This window comes from Qipengyuania xiamenensis (genome assembly GCF_019711495.1).
Classification (GTDB): Bacteria; Pseudomonadota; Alphaproteobacteria; order Sphingomonadales; family Sphingomonadaceae; genus Qipengyuania; species Qipengyuania xiamenensis.
The window spans coordinates 483,289-501,264 of the sequence record NZ_JAIGNM010000001.1; the positions used below are offsets into that span (position 1 = coordinate 483,289).

General features: G+C 57.0%; 16 protein-coding genes and 1 pseudogene. 6 read left to right on the forward strand and 11 right to left on the reverse strand.

The window, feature by feature from the left end:
* Nucleotides 1-15 precede the first annotated feature (15 nt).
* The 9 genes from K3165_RS02390 to K3165_RS02430 all read right to left on the reverse strand — a co-directional run bounded on the left by K3165_RS02390 (nt 16) and on the right by K3165_RS02430 (nt 8,023).
* Nucleotides 16-1,506 (reverse strand): oligosaccharide flippase family protein, encoded by a 1,491-nt coding sequence (locus K3165_RS02390; protein ID WP_221547265.1) that lies wholly within the window; start codon nt 1,504-1,506, stop codon nt 16-18.
* Between the two features lie 49 nt (nt 1,507-1,555).
* Complete coding sequence (locus tag K3165_RS02395) at nt 1,556-2,320, reverse strand: glycosyltransferase family 2 protein (protein ID WP_221547266.1); 765 nt, start codon at nt 2,318-2,320, stop codon at nt 1,556-1,558.
* Between the two features lie 10 nt (nt 2,321-2,330).
* Nucleotides 2,331-3,206: a glucose-1-phosphate thymidylyltransferase RfbA gene (gene rfbA / locus K3165_RS02400; RefSeq protein WP_221547267.1), complete on the reverse strand. Its 876-nt coding sequence runs from the start codon at nt 3,204-3,206 to the stop codon at nt 2,331-2,333.
* Complete coding sequence (rfbD, locus tag K3165_RS02405; RefSeq protein ID WP_221547268.1) at nt 3,203-4,048, reverse strand: dTDP-4-dehydrorhamnose reductase; 846 nt, start codon at nt 4,046-4,048, stop codon at nt 3,203-3,205. The genes rfbA and rfbD overlap by 4 nt, the downstream gene beginning before the upstream one ends.
* Complete coding sequence (rfbB, locus tag K3165_RS02410) at nt 4,045-5,097, reverse strand: dTDP-glucose 4,6-dehydratase (protein WP_221547269.1); 1,053 nt, start codon at nt 5,095-5,097, stop codon at nt 4,045-4,047. Before rfbB ends, rfbD begins: the two co-directional genes overlap by 4 nt.
* Complete coding sequence (rfbC, locus tag K3165_RS02415; RefSeq protein ID WP_221547270.1) at nt 5,094-5,654, reverse strand: dTDP-4-dehydrorhamnose 3,5-epimerase; 561 nt, start codon at nt 5,652-5,654, stop codon at nt 5,094-5,096. Before rfbC ends, rfbB begins: the two co-directional genes overlap by 4 nt.
* 135 nt (nt 5,655-5,789) lie before the next feature.
* On the reverse strand, nt 5,790-6,827 hold the full coding sequence (locus tag K3165_RS02420) for a mannose-1-phosphate guanylyltransferase (protein ID WP_221547271.1): 1,038 nt from the start codon (nt 6,825-6,827) through the stop codon (nt 5,790-5,792).
* Complete coding sequence (locus K3165_RS02425; RefSeq protein WP_221547272.1) at nt 6,828-7,649, reverse strand: class I mannose-6-phosphate isomerase; 822 nt, start codon at nt 7,647-7,649, stop codon at nt 6,828-6,830.
* Nucleotides 7,646-8,023: a MarR family EPS-associated transcriptional regulator gene (locus tag K3165_RS02430; RefSeq protein ID WP_221547273.1), complete on the reverse strand. Its 378-nt coding sequence runs from the start codon at nt 8,021-8,023 to the stop codon at nt 7,646-7,648. The genes K3165_RS02425 and K3165_RS02430 overlap by 4 nt, the downstream gene beginning before the upstream one ends.
* Nucleotides 8,024-8,360: 337 nt before the next feature.
* Between K3165_RS02430 and K3165_RS14220 the strand changes: the two are divergent.
* Nucleotides 8,361-8,555 (forward strand): annotated as a pseudogene (locus tag K3165_RS14220) (transcription termination/antitermination NusG family protein); the annotation flags it as partial.
* The gene (gene nusG / locus K3165_RS13960) at nt 8,556-8,828 is read left to right on the forward strand and encodes a transcription termination/antitermination protein NusG (protein ID WP_247713857.1); all 273 of its coding nucleotides are present in this window, start codon (nt 8,556-8,558) and stop codon (nt 8,826-8,828) included.
* On the opposite strand, the gene K3165_RS02440 is transcribed toward nusG, so the two are convergent.
* Nucleotides 8,808-10,112 (reverse strand): sugar transferase, encoded by a 1,305-nt coding sequence (locus K3165_RS02440; protein WP_221547274.1) that lies wholly within the window; start codon nt 10,110-10,112, stop codon nt 8,808-8,810. The two genes, nusG and K3165_RS02440, sit on opposite strands and share 21 nt — an antisense overlap.
* Before the next feature lie 331 nt (nt 10,113-10,443).
* Here K3165_RS02440 and K3165_RS02445 point away from each other — a divergent pair, with 331 nt between their 5' ends.
* Nucleotides 10,444-11,664: an NADP-dependent isocitrate dehydrogenase gene (locus K3165_RS02445; RefSeq protein WP_221547275.1), complete on the forward strand. Its 1,221-nt coding sequence runs from the start codon at nt 10,444-10,446 to the stop codon at nt 11,662-11,664.
* 105 nt (nt 11,665-11,769) lie between these two features.
* Complete coding sequence (locus K3165_RS02450; RefSeq protein WP_221547276.1) at nt 11,770-13,425, forward strand: bifunctional GNAT family N-acetyltransferase/carbon-nitrogen hydrolase family protein; 1,656 nt, start codon at nt 11,770-11,772, stop codon at nt 13,423-13,425.
* A gap of 3 nt (nt 13,426-13,428) precedes the next feature.
* On the opposite strand, the gene K3165_RS02455 is transcribed toward K3165_RS02450, so the two are convergent.
* Nucleotides 13,429-15,825 carry a S8 family peptidase gene (locus tag K3165_RS02455; RefSeq protein WP_221547277.1) on the reverse strand — a complete coding sequence of 799 codons (2,397 nt, stop codon included), beginning with the start codon at nt 15,823-15,825 and terminating at the stop codon, nt 13,429-13,431.
* A 120-nt stretch (nt 15,826-15,945) separates the two neighbouring features.
* On the opposite strand from K3165_RS02455, the gene K3165_RS02460 reads away from it, so the two are divergent.
* Together K3165_RS02460 and K3165_RS02465 are read left to right on the forward strand one after the other, a co-directional pair.
* Nucleotides 15,946-17,706, forward strand: a complete 1,761-nt coding sequence (locus K3165_RS02460; protein WP_221547278.1) for a cation:proton antiporter domain-containing protein — start codon at nt 15,946-15,948, stop codon at nt 17,704-17,706.
* Nucleotides 17,707-17,751: 45 nt separating this feature from the next.
* A complete protein-coding gene (locus tag K3165_RS02465; RefSeq protein WP_221547279.1) occupies nt 17,752-17,931 on the forward strand; it encodes a hypothetical protein in 180 nt (59 codons plus the stop codon).
* Nucleotides 17,932-17,976 lie beyond the last annotated feature (45 nt).

Sequence of the window (17,976 nt, forward strand, 5' to 3'; positions counted from 1 at the left end):
TGGGAAGATTGCGTTTCACTTGAAGGCGACCTCGCGCAGTATGTCGATATGCCTTCGCAGGAATAGGATTGCGCCGCTTATGAAGATGGCACCGCCCGATACTGCAAGAACGGCTGCCACGATCAAGCTACCTCCTTGGCCGCCGAAAGCGCGGGCAAGCGCAATATCGGAAATCGCCGCGTCAATCGGCGGTCGGAGGGTCAGGAGAACAGCACCCATAAAGGCACCGAGAATCAACGGTCCGAGCACATCCCTGACATTTCGCCGCCAATCGGAGACCTCGAAAGCGTACAGGAACCGCGCATACATAATAAGAAGGATCGCGGCCTGAACGATCGCGATGGTGAATGCCAGGGAAACCGTGTCGGGGCTTAGGCTGCCCACGGTGAGGACGGCAGGCGTCGTCAAAGCAAAGATGATAGCCTGCCAGCGAAGCGACCATTTGAAGTCTTTTAGTGCCAACATGATCGCTCCGGTCAGCGGAGTGAAAATGCGGCTAAGGACGAGGATCGCGAGAATCTGGACCAGGGTGGATACCTGACCCCACCCCTCCCCAAGAATAAGTTCATTCAGTACGGGGAAGAGCACAATGAGGCCGAATACCACGGGCGAAAGGATCAGCGCAGTGAGGCTGCTCGCCTTGCGATAGGCGCGCTGCATCCTTTCGCGATCATTGTTGATATCGGAGAACACGGGCAGGGCAAGGTTCGTGATGATGGGCATGATGCGCGAAAGCGGCTGCATCACAATCCGCCACGCGACGAAATAGAAACCCGATGCGGTCGGACCGAGCACCCACGTGATTAGGATCACATCGAAACGCTGGTTGAAGATGTTGAGCACGTAGGTGATCGTTCGCCAACGACCGAGTTCGTAAAAGGGCCGGATCTCGGACTTGTCGAATACAGTCTGAGGCAAGATTGCGTTCTCGTGGGCAGCCCACAATAGAATAACTGCAGAAACGCCGGTAGTGAATACCCAAGAGTAGATTAGCACTCGAGCATCCTGCATGAAGAAGATGAGCAGGAGGGACAGTGCGAAGCCTGCTATCGTGCTTGTCAGGCCAGCTTTCGCCACGATGCCGAACCGCATCTTCTTGCGCAGCGACGCGCGGAAATTCTCGGTGAAACCGGTCAGCAATATATGCAGGCCAGAAATCCAGAATAGATCGGCAGTCGTGCCATCGTGCAGTAATCGTGAGAGCGCGGGGGAAAGCGCCAGGAAGACGGCGAAAACGATGACGGACAGGCCCGCCGACAGCCAGTAGAGTGTTGACCGAATGCGGCCATCTTCGTCCTTGGTTACCACGAGGTAATCCGGAAAACCAGATGTCGCCAGCGTAGCCAGCAGCATGGTGACAGCCGTGATTGATGCGTAGATGCCGAACTCCGCCGCATCAAGAAAGCGCGACAGAATCACTATCTGCAGCACGGTTAACAGTGCCGTCAGCACCGTGCTCATTGCCGTCCAGCGCGCGCCGCTGAATATCTGACTGCGCTTGTTCACCTTGGCACTCTTCGGTCATGGAGAGAGAGGTTCGGGAGGCAACGGTGCTTCACTTTCCCGCATCCTCATGTTGGCCAATCGCCCGTAAGGCGGCCTTCCTGACCAAAGGAGCTAGGTCTAGCCGATCCACACGCGCCTTCCAGTTGGAGAGGCGCTCCTTGCGCTTGACGATCGAGAGGTTTTCGCCGTGCACGTGGCGCAGAATACCAACGCGTTCGTCGTATTTGACACGGGGCCTGCGCGCAATCGCGGTCATGAAGAATTCCCACTCCTCACCCCCGCCGTCGATTTCCGAGAGACAGCTTCGCGCGATGTCCAGTGACATGGTCACCGCCCCCATCCGCGCAGGCTGCCTGCGGCTGGCAAGAAACTGGTTCCATACAGGGTTGGCAATGCGATCCAGACGCTTGACGATGCCAGGATGACGCTCAAGCCGCTCTTCCTCATCCCCAACCCGGAGCGCCTCGAATAAAATCAGATCGGCCCCTTCGATAGCGCCCCGTTCGAAGCGTGCGGACGTAAGTTCGTCATCCTGATCGCACAGGATCACGAATTCGCCCGTGGCATAGGGAAGCGCGGCGCGGCGCGTTGCAGCAGGCCCGATGTTTTCCTCGTTCTGCAGGATTGTTGTGTGGGGGATCTCCCGCCCTTCGCACGCGCGCACCCACTCCTTGATCTCACGTGCAGCTTCGTCCTCCGGTGAATCGAACGCCAGGATCACCTGGGCATCGATCGCGAGGCCCGGGACGCAGGCCAGCAACGCGCGCTTCACCACTGCGTGGCCATAGTAGTAAGGGATGATGATGGAAATCATGCCTGGTCGGTCACCCGTCGATCAGACGCCTGAGATATGCTGAGTATTTGCTTTTGCCATGCGCATCGATGCATTTGCCGAGGCCGGCCGCATCGATGAAACCATTGCTGAAGGCGATTTCCTCCGGTGAAGCAATCTTCAGGCCCTGCCGTCGTTCGAGCGTTCCCACATAGGTGGCTGCCTCCATCAGGCTGTCCGGGGTGCCAGTATCCAGCCAGGCATAGCCGCGCCCCATCAGTTCGACCTGCAATTCGCCACGCTCGAGATAGAGCCGGTTGATATCGGTAATTTCGAGCTCGCCGCGTGCCGATGGCTGCAGGTTGGCAGCCATATCGAGGACCTGTGGATCGTAGAAATAAAGGCCGGTGACGGCGTAATCCGACTTCGGCTTTACCGGCTTTTCCTCGATCGAAAGCGCACGCATTTCGCTGTCGAACTCCACAACTCCGTAGCGCTCAGGATCGTCCACCTTGTAGGCAAAGACAGTGGCGCCCTCATCTCGGCTATTGGCGGCCCCCAGCAGGTCGACGAAGCCGTGCCCATAGAAGATATTATCCCCGAGCACGAGGCAGGAGGGATTGCCTCCTACGAAGTCGGCGCCAATGGTGAAGGCCTGCGCCAAACCCTTTGGCTCCGGTTGCACGGCGTATTCGATGACAATGCCCCACTGCGAGCCATCACCCAACAATCGACGGAATTGGTCTGCATCCTGCGGGGTGGTGATAATCAGGACTTCGCGGATACCCGCCAGCATGAGCACGCTGAGCGGGTAATAGATCATCGGCTTGTCATAGATGGGCATCAGCTGTTTCGAAATAGCCATTGTGATCGGATAGAGCCGGGTGCCCGATCCACCGGCAAGGATGATGCCTTTGCGTTGTGTCATGAGTTTCCTCGCGATCGAATGATGTTGCGAACCGTCTTGCGCCAGTCCGGCCGCTCCAGACTGAAAGCTGCCAGCCCGCTGCAATCCATTCGGCTGTTGAGCGGTCGTGTTGCGGGACGCGGGTATTCAGAAGTCGGGATGTCGACAACCTTTACGTCTTCGCCACTTTCGGCGAAGATTGCGCGAGCGAAATCAGCCCAACTCACGTCAGGCGCACCCGACAAGTGGTAGGTTCCTGCAAGCGATGGCTCTTCGACGAGCTTGCGGGCGATCGCCAGGCAGGCGACGCCCAGATCGGATGCGGGCGTCGGGCCACCTATCTGGTCGGCGACGATTGTAAGATTGTCACGCTCTTTGCCCAATGCCAGCATGGTAGTAAGAAAATTCCGGCCATGCCCGGAGAAGACCCAACTCGTGCGCAGGTTGACATAGGCGCCTCCCGCACTTCGCACACCATACTCTCCTGCGGCCTTGGAACGGCCATACGCGTTCTGCGGAGAGGTTTGGGCATCCACGGTCCACGCGCCGCTGCCGCTTCCGTCGAACACGTAATCGCTCGATACGTTGACGAAGGGTATTCCGGCCGCCGCACAGGCCTGCGCCATTGCGGTCGGCGCGGCGCCGTTGACCAACATAGCAAGGCTCTCGTGTTCCTCTGCTCCATCGACATCGGTGAAGGCAGCAGCATTTATCACGGCATCAGGATTGTGCCGCACTATTGCCTCCGCGCATTCCCGGGGACGAGACAGGTCGGCCTGCTCACGCGACAGGAATAGCAGATCGGCATCGAGCAGTCGCAATTCGTGCGCCAGCTGGCCAGTCGATCCGAAGACCAGTATCATACCCTTGTTCCGAGCCTCTTGCCGACACCGGTCCGGTCCAGCAGCGGGCGCCACCATGCCTCGTTGTCGAGGTACCAGCGTACGGTGCGTTCCAACCCTTCTTCGACCGTTACCGACGGACGCCACCCCAGTTCGCTCCGGATCCGTTCCGGATCGATCGCATAGCGTGCATCATGGCCCGGACGATCGGCGACAAAGGTGATCTGTTCGGCGTAGGATTTTCCGTCCTCGCGCGGGCACATTCGGTCGAGAATGGCACACAGGGTCTTCACGAGTTCGAGATTGCTCGACTCGTTTTCACCACCGATATTGTAGGTTCGCCCAGGTTCGCCCTTTGCAAGCACGGTGAGCAGCGCATTGGCATGGTCTTCGACATAGAGCCAGTCACGCACATTGGAACCATCACCATAGATCGGTAGCGGCTCACCATGGATCGCATTGATGATGACAACCGGGATCAGCTTCTCGGGGAAATGGAACGGCCCGTAATTGTTTGAGCAATTGGTGATCAGAACGGGCAGCCCGTATGTTTCCGCCCAAGCCCTGACGAGGTGATCCGACGAAGCCTTGGACGCAGAGTAGGGGCTGCGAGGATCATAGGGCGTGTCCTCGGTGAACATGTCGTCCCCATCGGGTGCCAGCGATCCATAGACCTCGTCCGTGCTAATGTGATGAAACCGGAAACGCTCGGGCTTGCCCTGCTCCGCCCAGTGATTGCGCGCAGCTTCCAGCATGTTGAACGTGCCGAGGATATTGGTTTCCATGAATTCCGAGGGCCCGTCGATCGAACGGTCAACGTGGCTTTCGGCTGCGAGGTGCATGACTGCATCGGGCCGGTGTTCGGCAAAAATACGATCGAGCGACTTGCGGTCACGGATATCCACTAGTTCAAAAGCGTAGCCGCTATATTCCGCTACCGAGGCCACATTGTCGAGGCAGGCGGCATAGGTCAGCGCATCAAGGTTCACCACGTCATGACCGCGCGCAATCGCAAGCCGGACCACTGCGGACCCGATGAAACCCGCACCACCTGTAACAAGAATCTTCACTGACCGCCCTCGTATCTGAAGGGGGACTTCCAATCCGCAAAACGCGGCGCAGTTTCATCCTTGACGGACAGGACCGGCGCGCTTTCCAGACCCCAATCGATGTCGAGACTGTCCCAGCGGACCGCCCCATCGCTGGCCGCATCGTACGGCGCGGTCACCTTATATTGCACTTCGCAATCGGCCTCGAGCGTCGCGAAACCATGCAGGAAGCCATTGGGAACCAGCAACTGCTTGCCGCTTTTCGCATCCAGTTCGACCCCGAGCCAATGGCCGTAGGTGGGAGACCCGACACGGGCATCGACCACAACATCGAAGATCGATCCGCGCGTGCATCGGACCAGCTTGTCCTGCGCGAACGGCGGCGCCTGGTAGTGAAGACCGCGAAGGGTGCCTGAATCGGCAGAATAAGAATGGTTGTCCTGCACGAAATCAAGATTAACCCCCAGATCTTTCAAATCACTACTTTTCCACGTTTCCGAAAACCAACCCCTTTCATCTTGAAACCTTTTCGGAATAAAAACCAAAACATCCTTTAATTCTTTTCTTTCAACTTTCATATGCGCTCACATAATTTCGAAACAAGGGGTCATTATTTGTCGCTACTACATTGAGCGGCATTTTATGGTCAGATAACGTTTATGGAAGAAACTCATCAAGACCCCCTATAACGTAAACTCTTGGAAGTTATGTCATCACAGCAGGTCCTTGACACGCTGAGATGCTCCGCGCCGCATAATTAAAATCTCACCGCCCAAGGCAACAATGATCATGTTCTTTACACCCACTGCGTTGATCCGCGCGCCCTCTGCGTTGGAAAAGACACCGGAACAGTCGTGCGCATTGACCTCGCCGATAAGGACATTGCCATCCTGATCGGCTTTCGAGATGTCAGCCAAAGCATCCCAGCTACCAACGTCAGACCAGCCGCAAGAAACCGGCACAACGGCCACATTAGGCGCCTGTTCCATTACCGCGTAGTCGATCGAGTTCGAGGGTGCGCGAGCAAATTCATCCTCGTCAGGCACAATAACAGCGCCTTGCCTTCTCGCGCCGGCCATGGCTGCTTTCGCAGCGTCAAACATCTCGGGCTGCAGGCGCTTGAGTTCGCCGAGAAAGGCATCGGCGCGAAAAAGGAAGATGCCGGCGTTCCAGAAATAGTCGCCGGAGGAGAGCATTTCTTGGGCACGCACCAGATCGGGCTTCTCGGTAAAGCCTTTGGATTGGAACACACTGGCCATTCCGGTAAGAGCGTCGCCTGCCTGAATATAACCAAAGCCTGTTTCGGGGCCGCTGGGCTCGATGCCAAAGGTCAGCATTTGGCCTGCTTGCGCAGCTGGCACCGCGCGCTCGACAGCGGCATGGAAGGCTGGAGTATCGCGGATAACATGATCGCTGGGCATAACGAGGACAAGCGCGTCGCCCCCTGCTTCGAGCGCACCCAAAGCAATGGCTGGAGCGGTGTTGCGAGCGCAGGTCTCGAGGATAGCAGTGCCCCCTTGTGCACTAACGTCTTCCAAGGCCTCTAAAAGGAGATCCTGGTGGCGCGCGGCACCAACGATAATCGGCGGCGCAAACAGCTCACGGTCCTCGGCCCGACGCAGCGTCTGAGCAATCATGGTCTCATCGCCATGCAGGCACAAAAACTGCTTGGGGCGCTCGGGTGTCGATAGCGGCCAAAGACGGGTTCCAGAACCGCCTGACAGAATCAGAGGGGTAATCTGGTCAGTCATTTAAGCTCGGCCTTCGCGACGCGCCTGCGCAATCAGTAGCTGAGTGCCGCTTGCGGTCTGAAGTTCGGCCCGAGACGAGCACAGCATACACTCGCCGGCTTTCGCAGTCACACCATCTGCGGTGATGGAGCCGGTTAGCGGAATCAAATGCGCCACTTCTCCGCCCTGCCCTTCCACAGGCCAGCCATTGCCGAGCCACAGATCAAATTTCGGGCCAGCGACCAATTGCTGCACTCCATCGAGGTCAATTTGAGCCCAGAGCTGTTCCGGATAGGGCATGGCCCTCGCGACTTCCACGGCTTTATCCAAGTGAAGTTCGCGAGGCCGTCCATAATCGTAGAGCCGGTAGGTGATATCAGCATTCTGCTGCACCTCGACCAAGGTCACGCCCGCGCCTATGGCATGCACGGTTCCAGCCGGAATGTAATAGAAGTCACCGCGAGAAACAGACCTCCAGTCAACTAGCTGTTCCAGAGAGCCATCAACCGCGGCAGCACGCAGTTCCTCCGAGGAGAGTGGTTCGCGCGTGCCTATTCCAAGCTTCGCACCTTCGTCGGCGTGAAGCACAAGCCAGCACTCTTCCTTGCCCGAAGCCAAGTCATAGGCTGCCGCCTGCTCATCGGAAGGGTGAACCTGGATCGAGAGATTTTCGCTCGTGAAGAGGTATTTGACGAGCAAATCGAGCGGCGCACCAGCACCTCCGAACCAAATTTCGCCGATAGGTTCATCGGAATTGTTCGAAAAGGGAGGTGGCAATTCAGTCCGCCCCCAAGGTTTTCCAACCTTCCTGCGGTCCAAAAGGCGCGGAAACTGGGAACTCACGAATTCTCTCCAAGATCTTTCACGCCGCCCTGTTCGCCACCTTCGAGTTCAGCCTCAAGCTGCGAAATCTCACGTCGCAATGCAGCATACTCCTCGTGCTTGCGAGCAAGAAAGCGCCTAGCGATGGCAGCCTTTTCCGCCACACCTTTCGGAGTTAAAATATATGCGTAACGACGCTTATCACTACTGGCGCTAAAATTTCCAATCTTGATAAGCCCGCGCTCTATCAGAGCCCCGATCAAGTAATGCACACTGCCTGTGCTCACCCCGACCGCCTTGGCCAATTCACGCTGTGACAACTCGGGGTTCACCTCCAATAGTCGCAGCACCCGAAAGCGCGCATCTTCGCGAAGTCGTGCTTGACGAGACTTCATCCAAAAATCAGCTGGCTACCGCACCGAGCCTGGCGCACGCCAAGTCGGAGCGTTTGAATGACTGCCATGTACCGTCGCCATTGCATCGTTCAGATTTGAGCGATATCAGTTCGCGAGCAAAACGCAAGTTGGCCGCGCATATATATGGTGAAAGCGCCGAGAGCCCTTTCGCGTCGGCTGCGCGCCGGTAAGGTCATAGCATTAGCCTCTGATTTTGAATGGCTTAAAGTGATAGTTCGGGAAAAAATCCACACCTCCATTGCGTTGGTTCCTTGCCCAATTGAAGCCCAACTGCGGCTCCATCGCCGAACGAAAACTGATGTAACAGGGGTTCAGAACCTATCTGCCGCTGGAACGCGAGACACGGCGACACCGAGGCCGACTAAGGTCTGTAGATTCGCCCTACTTCCCTGGCTACATATTTGTGGGAGTCGATGCCAACGCCTCACCTTGGAGAGCGATCCATTCAACGTTTGGAATAGCGCGCCTTGTCAGTTTCGGGCTCCAACCGGCGACTGTCCCTCCAAAGATTATGGAGGAGTTGCTAGGATGCTGCGATCCCGATGGCTGCATCGAAAATCTCTCGCCGCTATCGGAAGGTGACGAAGCTCAAGTTCGCGACGGCCCACTGGCAAGCTTTACTGGCAAGATCGAAAAGCTGGCCCCCAATGAGCGGGCCTGGCTACTGATTGACATCATGGGAAAGGCAACACGCTCGCTTGTCAGGAGCGACGACGTGAGGCGGCGTATTAGTAATGACCAATCGGAAACGCGTCAGAACCAGCTACTTTGCCCCGAAGCCTGAAAAGACGACTTTCACCGTTCGCAAAGCAATCAATATGTCCAACCAATACGACAGGTTCTTCACATAGTAGAAATCGTACTGAAGCTTCTCACTAACTGCGCCGACTTCGGCGACATGGCCTTGGTTGACTTGGGCCCAACCGCTGATTCCTGGGCGAACCATATGCCGATAACGGTAAAACGGTATCTCGCCTTCGTACCACTCCGAAAGGCTTATCGCTTCGGGCCGTGGACCGATCCAACTCATCTCACCCCGAATGATATTGTATATTTGGGGAAGTTCGTCCAAGCGCGTGCGACGCAGGAGCGCGCCAACCTTCGTAATTCGCTGATCTTCGGATGATGTGATCGAAAGTTCACGATTTTCCCCGTTGTGACCGTGGGACATTGTGCGCAGCTTTAGCACCTCGAACGCTCTACCCCTGTAACCCATACGCCATTGACGAAAGAAGACAGGCCCCGCGCTGTCTCGCTTGATCATGATCGCACAAATCACCAGCAAAACCACCACGATCGGCAGCATCGCAATAACGAAAATCAGATCGATTCCGCGCTTAAGTTTCTGATAGGCAAAACTAGGTACCAGGGCTCCAAATGAGTTCTCCGAGAGATGATCTATTTGCACCTTGCCGGTCTCTGCCTCCCAAACGTGTTTGTAATGGTACACAGGGCGACCGGAAATTGCGGCCTCTGCAAGAAAGCGCTCCCACTCGCCTCCGAGGTCCGCGTGAAGATCAGCGACAATGGCGCAATCTGGCAGGCCCTCAAGCGTCGGCTCTTTCAGGATGAAAACCGGAGCTGATCGAAGTTGGAACACCACCTCAGACCGCCCCCCAGGTACGACATAGTAGAGTAGTCCCTTCGACCGATTTCGCATCGCAGTAATTGCAAACCGCGCTATGACGGATCCAAGAAAACAAAATAAAATGAGTTTGTTATAGTGCTCGAGCCTCAAACCTGTGATCGCGCCTAGAAGCAAGCCAAAAGCCAAGGCAAATACTGGCAAAATAGATCGAGCGACGGCAACTCCCGGAAGGTATCGCATTCTGCGCAAAATAATGATCGAAGCCAGAGCCGCGAAACCACTTCCAATAAAGGAATTTATTACTCCCGATTGATTAAGCCAGCTATAGGTAACGGCAAAGCTTTTAAACCGCCCACCTTCGGCAAACGCAAGCATCAACAACGGCAGCGCCAAGCCGCAGAAAAACACCAGCGCGAGTTCGAAACGCAGCGAATGGATTAAGCCACGACGCACGATCGGCGAAAGAAAGGGCGCTGACAAGTTTCTACTCCAGGTTGTCTGTCAATGAGATCAGCTCTTTAGCCAGCAGCCGTTCAAACATTCATTTGAGTCCGCTCCGACCAGGCGCCGCCTCCTAGAAGCACTTTCTCAAGTTTTCCAACATCATTTGCTTCATCTCCTCTCATGATATTTCGATTTTTCCAGCCCATCAAGCGATGAACATCAACGCCTATCCTAGAAAACTCACGTAAGAGCGCGCAAAATCTAATGTGCGGCGAGCGGTCATATGCTGAACCAAGCGTCGCAAACTTGCCCTCTGAGTGTGCTCTGCTAAAGCGCCGCCAACTTCATTCGAACTGACAGGAAACCCATGGCCAAGATCAAAGTAGCCAACCCGGTCGTCGAACTCGACGGCGACGAAATGACCAAAATCATCTGGAAGTGGATCCGCGAGCGGCTGATCCTTCCTTACCTCGATGTAGACCTTAAATATTACGATCTCTCGATCGAGAAACGCGACGAGACCGACGATCAGATCACGATTGATGCGGCCAACGCGATCAAGGAACACGGCGTTGGGGTGAAGTGCGCCACGATCACTCCCGACGAAGCACGCGTCGAGGAGTTCGACCTCAAGAAAATGTGGCGTTCGCCCAACGGCACGATCCGCAACATCCTCGGCGGCGTGGTCTTCCGCGAGCCGATCGTCATCGATAACGTGCCGCGCCTCGTCCCGGGCTGGACCGATCCCATCGTGGTCGGCCGTCACGCGTTCGGTGACCAGTACCGCGCCACCGACACGCTTATCCCGGGCGCCGGCAAGCTGCGCCTCGTCTTCGAAGGGGAAAACGGCGAGAACATCGATCTAGACGTCTTCGAATTCCAAAGCCCCGGGGTCGCCATGGCAATGTACAACCTCGACGACAGCATCCGTGACTTCGCGCGCGCCAGCTTCGCTTACGGTCTCGACCGCAAATGGCCGGTTTACCTGTCGACCAAAAACACCATCCTCAAGAAGTACGATGGCCGCTTCAAGGACCTGTTCCAGGAAGTGTTCGACGCCGAATATAAGGTCGACTTCGAAAAGAACGGTCTTACCTATGAGCACCGCCTGATCGACGACATGGTCGCCGCCGCGCTAAAGTGGAACGGCAAGTTCGTCTGGGCTTGCAAGAACTATGATGGCGACGTTCAGTCCGACATCGTCGCACAGGGTTTCGGCTCACTCGGCCTGATGACATCAGTCCTGATGACGCCCGACGGCAAGACCGTCGAAGCGGAAGCTGCGCACGGCACCGTCACCCGTCATTATCGCCAGCACCAGCAGGGCAAGGCGACATCGACCAATCCGATCGCGAGCATCTTCGCCTGGACGCGCGGTCTAATGTATCGCGGCAAGTTCGACAACACGCCCGACGTGGTCAAGTTCGCCGAGACGCTGGAGCAGGTCTGCATCAAGACCGTCGAAAGCGGCAAGATGACCAAGGATCTAGCGCTGCTGATCGGTCCGGACCAGAGCTGGATGACCACCGAGCAGTTCTTCGAAGCCATCGTCGAAGGCCTCGAAGCAGAAATGGCGAACTGGGGCTGAAACTTCAGCGCATCTGGGTCATTACCCAGATAAGCCAGATCAACGGGGTCGGCCTTAGCCGGCCCCATTTTCGTTTTCGGGTCGAGAAAATCACACGGGGTTTGAATGGCAAAGCAGCCAGGGAAAAAGCGAATAGTCCGCCGCAAGGGTTCTGAGAAGTTTGGGCAGAAGCGACTCGATGTCCGCAATGCGATGATCAAGGACATTCCGGGGATCGCAAACCTCGTGCGCCGGGTTTACGAGGACATGCCCGCCTACACCCACGGCGAAATCCGCGGCCAAATCAACAACTTCAAGGAAGGCTGCTTCGTCGCCCTACTCGATGACGAGGTCGTCGGCTATTGCGCCACTATGCAGCTGGCCGAGGCGCTGGCCTTTCAGGACCACGATTGGGACGAGATCACAGGTAACGGCTATGGCAGTCGGCACGATCCAACAGGTGACTGGCTCTATGGCTACGAGATGTGCGTCGACCCAAAGGTGCGCGGTGTGCGTATCGGGCGCCGTTTGTATGAAGAACGCCGCGCCCTCGCCGAAGAGAATGACCTGACCGGTATCGTCTTCGCCGGGCGCATGCCGAATTATCGGCGCCTGCGCCGCAAGGTCGATGGACCGCAGGATTATCTCGAAAAGGTGGTAGAAGGAAAGCTACACGACCCGGTGCTGCGCTTCCAGCTCGCGAACGGATTTGAGCCGGAACGGATCCTCGAGGGCTATCTTCCCGAGGACAAGGCCAGCATGGCCAACGCCGTGATGATGGTTTGGCGCAATCCATATGTCGAGCGTGACCAGCCGGTGAAGAAGCGTATTCCGCGTGGCGTGGAGGCGGTCCGTGTGGCCACGTGCCAGCTGCAGGCCCGGCAAGTAGCGGACTATGACGAGTTCATGCGCCACGTCACATATTTTGTAGATGTAGCAAGCGATTACGAATCGGATTTCATAGTCTTTCCCGAGCTCTTTACGCTCATGTTGTTGAGCTTCGAGGAGAAGGAATTGTCTCCAGTGGAAGCGATTGAGCGGTTGTCCGAATACACCCCTCGCCTTCGCGACGACATTTCCGAGATGGCTATGCGCTACAACATCAATATAATCGCGGGCAGCCATCCCACGCGGATGGACGACGGCGACATTCACAACGTTGCCTATGTCTGTTTGCGCGATGGTTCAGTCCATGCGCAAGAGAAGATCCACCCTACCCCGAACGAACGGTATTGGTGGAATATCAAGGGCGGTGACAAGGTCGAGGTTATCCAGACCGACTGCGGCCCGATTGGCGTCCAGATCTGCTACGACAGCGAATTCCCCGAGCTCTCCCGCCGGCTCGCCGACGAAGGCGCGCGCATAATCTTCGTGCCATTCTGTACCGATAGCCGTCAGGGCTACTTGCGCGTGCGCTATTGCGCACAGGCGCGTGCCATCGAGAACCAGTGTTTCGTCGTCCTGTCGGGCAATGTCGGAAACCTGCCGAATGTCGGAAACATGGACATTCAGTATGCCCAAAGCTGCATACTTACACCATGTGATTTCCCCTTCGCCCGAGACGGGATCGCCGCAGAGGCCACAGAGAACGTCGAGACCCTGACAATAAGCGACATCAATCTCGCGGATTTGCAATGGGCACGTGCTGAAGGAACTGTGCGCAATCTCGCCGACCGCCGCTTCGATCTTTATCGCATTGAGTGGGACGAAGATGGCAAGCATCCCGGCAAACCACGCCCACGCCGCGAACCACTTGGTCCTGCCCATCCTGGCGGAGGATGACGCCTAAAACCTCGCCTCATAGCTCGCCGCCGCGCCAATTTCGCCGCTTTGATTCTTGCGATGGTTGGGGTTCCGGCGATAAAATAGAGATGCGCCTCCCCACCCAGCATACACTGGGCCATTCCAGCGCAGTTCGCTCACTATCTCTCTGGAAGATGGTTCAAGAGACAAAAACCGATTTCCAAAGCTCGCGCTTTCAGTTGCGTACTTATACTCCGTCGGCAGGCGAAGCTTTAACCCACCGTGCTCTACACGCATCGGCTGAGATACACGGAAAGCCACGCTGTCTTTAGGCACGAAAACGTCATCGCGGACCATATCCAATGACCAACTCCCGAAAATCACGGGAGAGCCGCTTCTGATCAAACCGCGACGATCAGGGCGAGTGGCACCTCCGAAGATAGCCGAACCAATGCTCCAATTAGGAGCGAATTTATAGTTGGTTGATCCTTCAACGAAAATTGTCGTCGCGCCGCCGTCACCCATCACACCACCAAACCAACCTCCGAGCACGGTACTCTCTTCGTCAATCCAGCCTATAGCCAACGACCCGTTCGAAATACGGTTTTCCCGAGTTAGACTAAGTGTCATCTGCGAGTACTTTGTTGCGTCACCGTCGTCTATTAATGAGAATGTTTGCATGCTTGGTCCGGTCATCGCGACTTGGCCCGCCTCCAGAGACATGAGAATTTTCGTGCCAGGTGCGACATCGAAACTCGCGGCAGCAGCTCGTATATCTTTGGCCGAGATAGGGCCCGAAGCCTCGGCGGACCCAGCGACCAGAAATGCCGGATTTTCCACTCCAGCAAGCTGCATCCGCAGGCCGTTGCCGTCCTCATCAATTGAAAAGCCGACCCGCACCCCTGGCGCGACACGCGTAAGGACGCGGCCAGCCAGCACTCTAGCGACTTCTGCACTTTCAGGTGAAAGAAGAAGTTCCGATGCTGGATCGCGGCCATTGGAAGCGGTCACATCGGACACCGTGAAGGCAAGTGCAATATTGGCGTTCCCAGCAGAACGACGTCGCACGCCAGAAACCAGGGCATTGCGCAAAAGTCCCCGGATTTCAGTCCCATCGTGTAAGCCAGTAGATAGGTCTACCATGTAGGCTCGATCATACTTGTCGGTCGCAATCGTATTTAGCGTATCAGCGCCACTAAGGGCATCGCCCATCAATGGTGAACCGATTGCTACCGGATTTCCCGCAGAAGTTGGTATCTCGGTTTGAGCGATAGTCATGGTGCCAGACGGTTTGAACGCTTGAGCGATATCCAAGATTCCGCGACCATAAGTCCTATCGATGCCAGCTTCTCCAGCATCTCTAGCGCTCTCTAAGAGGAGCTGAACTATCTCCACCCCTGTGAGATTGGGAAAAGCTTGTTTAAGCAGGGCCACTGCACCTGCCACTTGAGGGGCAGCAAAGCTGGTGCCAGAGAAAAGTACGGTGTAGCTGCCGCTAGCGTCAGTCCCTACGAAAACTTTCCCGTCTTCATAGACACAACAAATCCTTTCGCCCCTCGCCATGATGAAGGAGTTCAATTCATCGCCAGCAGGATTGGAAAAGCTGGAAATTCGCCCGCCCTCATCGACTGAACCAACAATGATGACATTGCCTGAACCTGCCGCAGCAATCGCCGAAGCAAAAGGCGTAGGTTCGAAACGGCTAAAATCAGGGTTACTCCCGTCGCCATAATTGCCGGAAGCAACTACGACCACTACACCGGCCGCCGCTGCGCGCGTCACAGCATCAGCTACGATTTTCCCTGGGTCCGCTCCACCCAAACTCAGGTTGATGACAGTGGCGCCCGCATCAACTGCAACATCGATACCCCGCGCGATGTCGAAATTGCTAAAACTACATCCCAAAGATGGATCGGTCGGCGTCTCAGTTGCGCAGGTCCCGGGCGTATCCGCACGCAAAGCCAAAACTTCGGCTTCATAGGCTATGCCCACAATACCTGCGTCATTTTTTGCGGCAGCCGCAACCATACTCACATTTGTGCCGTGATCATCTTCCGCATCGTAACCGCGACTACCTGCTACGTCCGTTGAAGCTGGATGAATGCGCCCTGCAAACTCGGGACTGTCTTCGTCGATACCGGTATCAACAACCGCAATGACGGAATTGGCCCCGGCAATTCCTTCCTCCCAAGCAGTGATTGCGCCGTGAAATTGCGGGCCGTCTGATCGTTCAACTTCAGCTGTTACGAGACTAGTTGGCGTTGGGGTCGGCGTTGGCGTTGGCGTTGGCGTTGGCGTTGGCGTTGGGGTAGGCGTTGGCGCCGGCCTCGGTGTTGACACCGGCCCATCCGTCCCGCCCGAACACGCGGCGGTCAAAACCATGCCGCTCACCACAGCAAATGCTCGGAAACGCTGAAGGTAAATTCGTAGTTTCATCATCTAATCCCGACCCACCCCTTAGGGAATGCGAATTAGCACTTTGTGAACCATCCCAAAAAACTCAGGAATCTGCCCCTAAATGCGGATGACAATATGTCGAGGGGTCAATAGGTACGCATTATGGCATCGGGCGAACTCGCATCACCGGCACTTTCCGACGCGCTCGTCATTCTGGGCGCGGCGGGTCTCGTCATCCCGGTCTTCACGCGCTTCCGCATCACGCCGGTCATCGGGTTCATCCTGATCGGCATCCTCGTTGGGCCGTACGGCCTCGGCCAGATGGTGTTCGAGCGCCCATGGCTCGAACACATAACCATATCCGACCCGGACTCGCTCGATCTGTTTGCCGAGTTCGGGATCATCCTCCTCCTGTTCGCCATCGGACTGGAATTATCCTTCAAGCGCCTGTGGCAATTGCGGCGACTGGTCTTTGGGCTTGGCGCGGCAGAATTGCTGATCGGCGGTCTCTGTCTTGCCGTCGTATTATCAATGATGGGGCAATACTGGATCGGCGCGCTAGCGCTCGGTTTCGCTCTCGCCTTTTCCTCGACTGCCATTGTCCTGCCGATTTCGGGCAGCACGAGCCCCGTCGGACGAGCGGCGCTGTCCATGCTCTTGTTCGAAGACATCATGATCGTCCCGATCGTCTTCCTGCTGGGCGCCATGGCACCCAATGCAGCATCGGAAGGCTGGGAAGGCCTGCTCACCACGCTCTGGCAGGGCGCGCTGGTCATCGCCGTGATGATGATCGTGGGACGCTTCGCCCTTCCCCGCCTGTTCGCGCAGGCGGCACGCACCAAGAGTCCCGAACTCTTCCTTGCCGCCTCGCTGCTGGTGGTGATCGGATCGAGCCTCGCCACGGCAGCCGTTGGCCTTTCGCCCATTGTCGGCGCGCTGATCGCAGGCCTGTTGATCGCCGAGACCGAATATCACGGTGAAGTCGAAAGCATCATGGAGCCCTTCAAGGGCCTCGCGCTGGGTATCTTCCTGATCACCGTGGGTATGAGCATCGATCTCACCACGATCTGGGAGCACATCGGTTCAATCGCGACGGCCGTCGTCGGCGTTCTGGTGTTCAAGGCGCTGCTGACAGGCGTTCTTCTCCGCCTGATGGGCGCACGGCGCAGCACTGCGGCCGAGACCGGCATCCTGATGGCGAGCCCTTCGGAAACGACGCTGATCGTCCTTGCCGCGGCTAGCTCCGCCCTCCTGATCCAGCCTGGTACGGCGCAATTCTGGCAGATCGTAACCGCTATCGGACTGACGATTACGCCCTTGCTCGCGCGTCTGGGCCGGGTGGTTGCGCGCCGCGTAGAACCCGCTCCGGAACTGCCGGAAGAGGACGAAGGTGAGCGCCGGGTGATCATTATCGGCGCGGGCCGTGTCGGGCGCCTGATCGCGCAAATGCTCGACGAGCACGGAAAGCCCTATGTGGCTCTCGATTCCAACGCCGACCTCATCGAAAGCGCCAAGCGCAAAGGCTATCGCGCTGTCTTCGGAGACGCCGCCAGGGGCGATGCGCTACATCGTCTCGGCATCGAGGACGCTCTGGCAGTGGTGCTTACGATGGACGAGCCCATCCTCGCACAACGCCTCGTCGCCAAGCTGCGTGCCGATTATCCCGACTTGCTGATCGTGGCCCGCGCCCGCGACATCAACCACGCGGCAGAGCTGTACCGCGCCGGTGCCAGCCATGCAGTGCCCGAAACGCTCGAAGCCACGCTGCAGCTGAGCGAGGCGGTCCTCGTCGATATCGGTGTCGCCATGGGGCCGGTCATCGCCTCGATCCACGAGAAGCGCGACGAGTTCCGCGAACTGATCGAGAAGGAAGGCGCGCTCGACTACAAGCCAAAGCTACGCTCGAGCACGGCAGACGGTTGAACCTTTCGCTCTCTCCACGCGTTGGTAAGGCAAAAGGAGAATAAAATGAGCGACATCGACCAGACGAAGCCCATCCCCAACGACGAGAAATTCAAGCCGCAGAACGTGGCCGATCCGTTGAAGGACCGGGCGCCCGACCAGCTGCGCGGCAAGCCCGGCGATACCGAAGGCTACGATATCGAACAGGGCTCCAGCGGCGTCACCAAGAAGACGCCCAGCGCCTGATATATTTCCTTAGGAGAGGAGAATGACGCCTGACCGGTCAGCGCC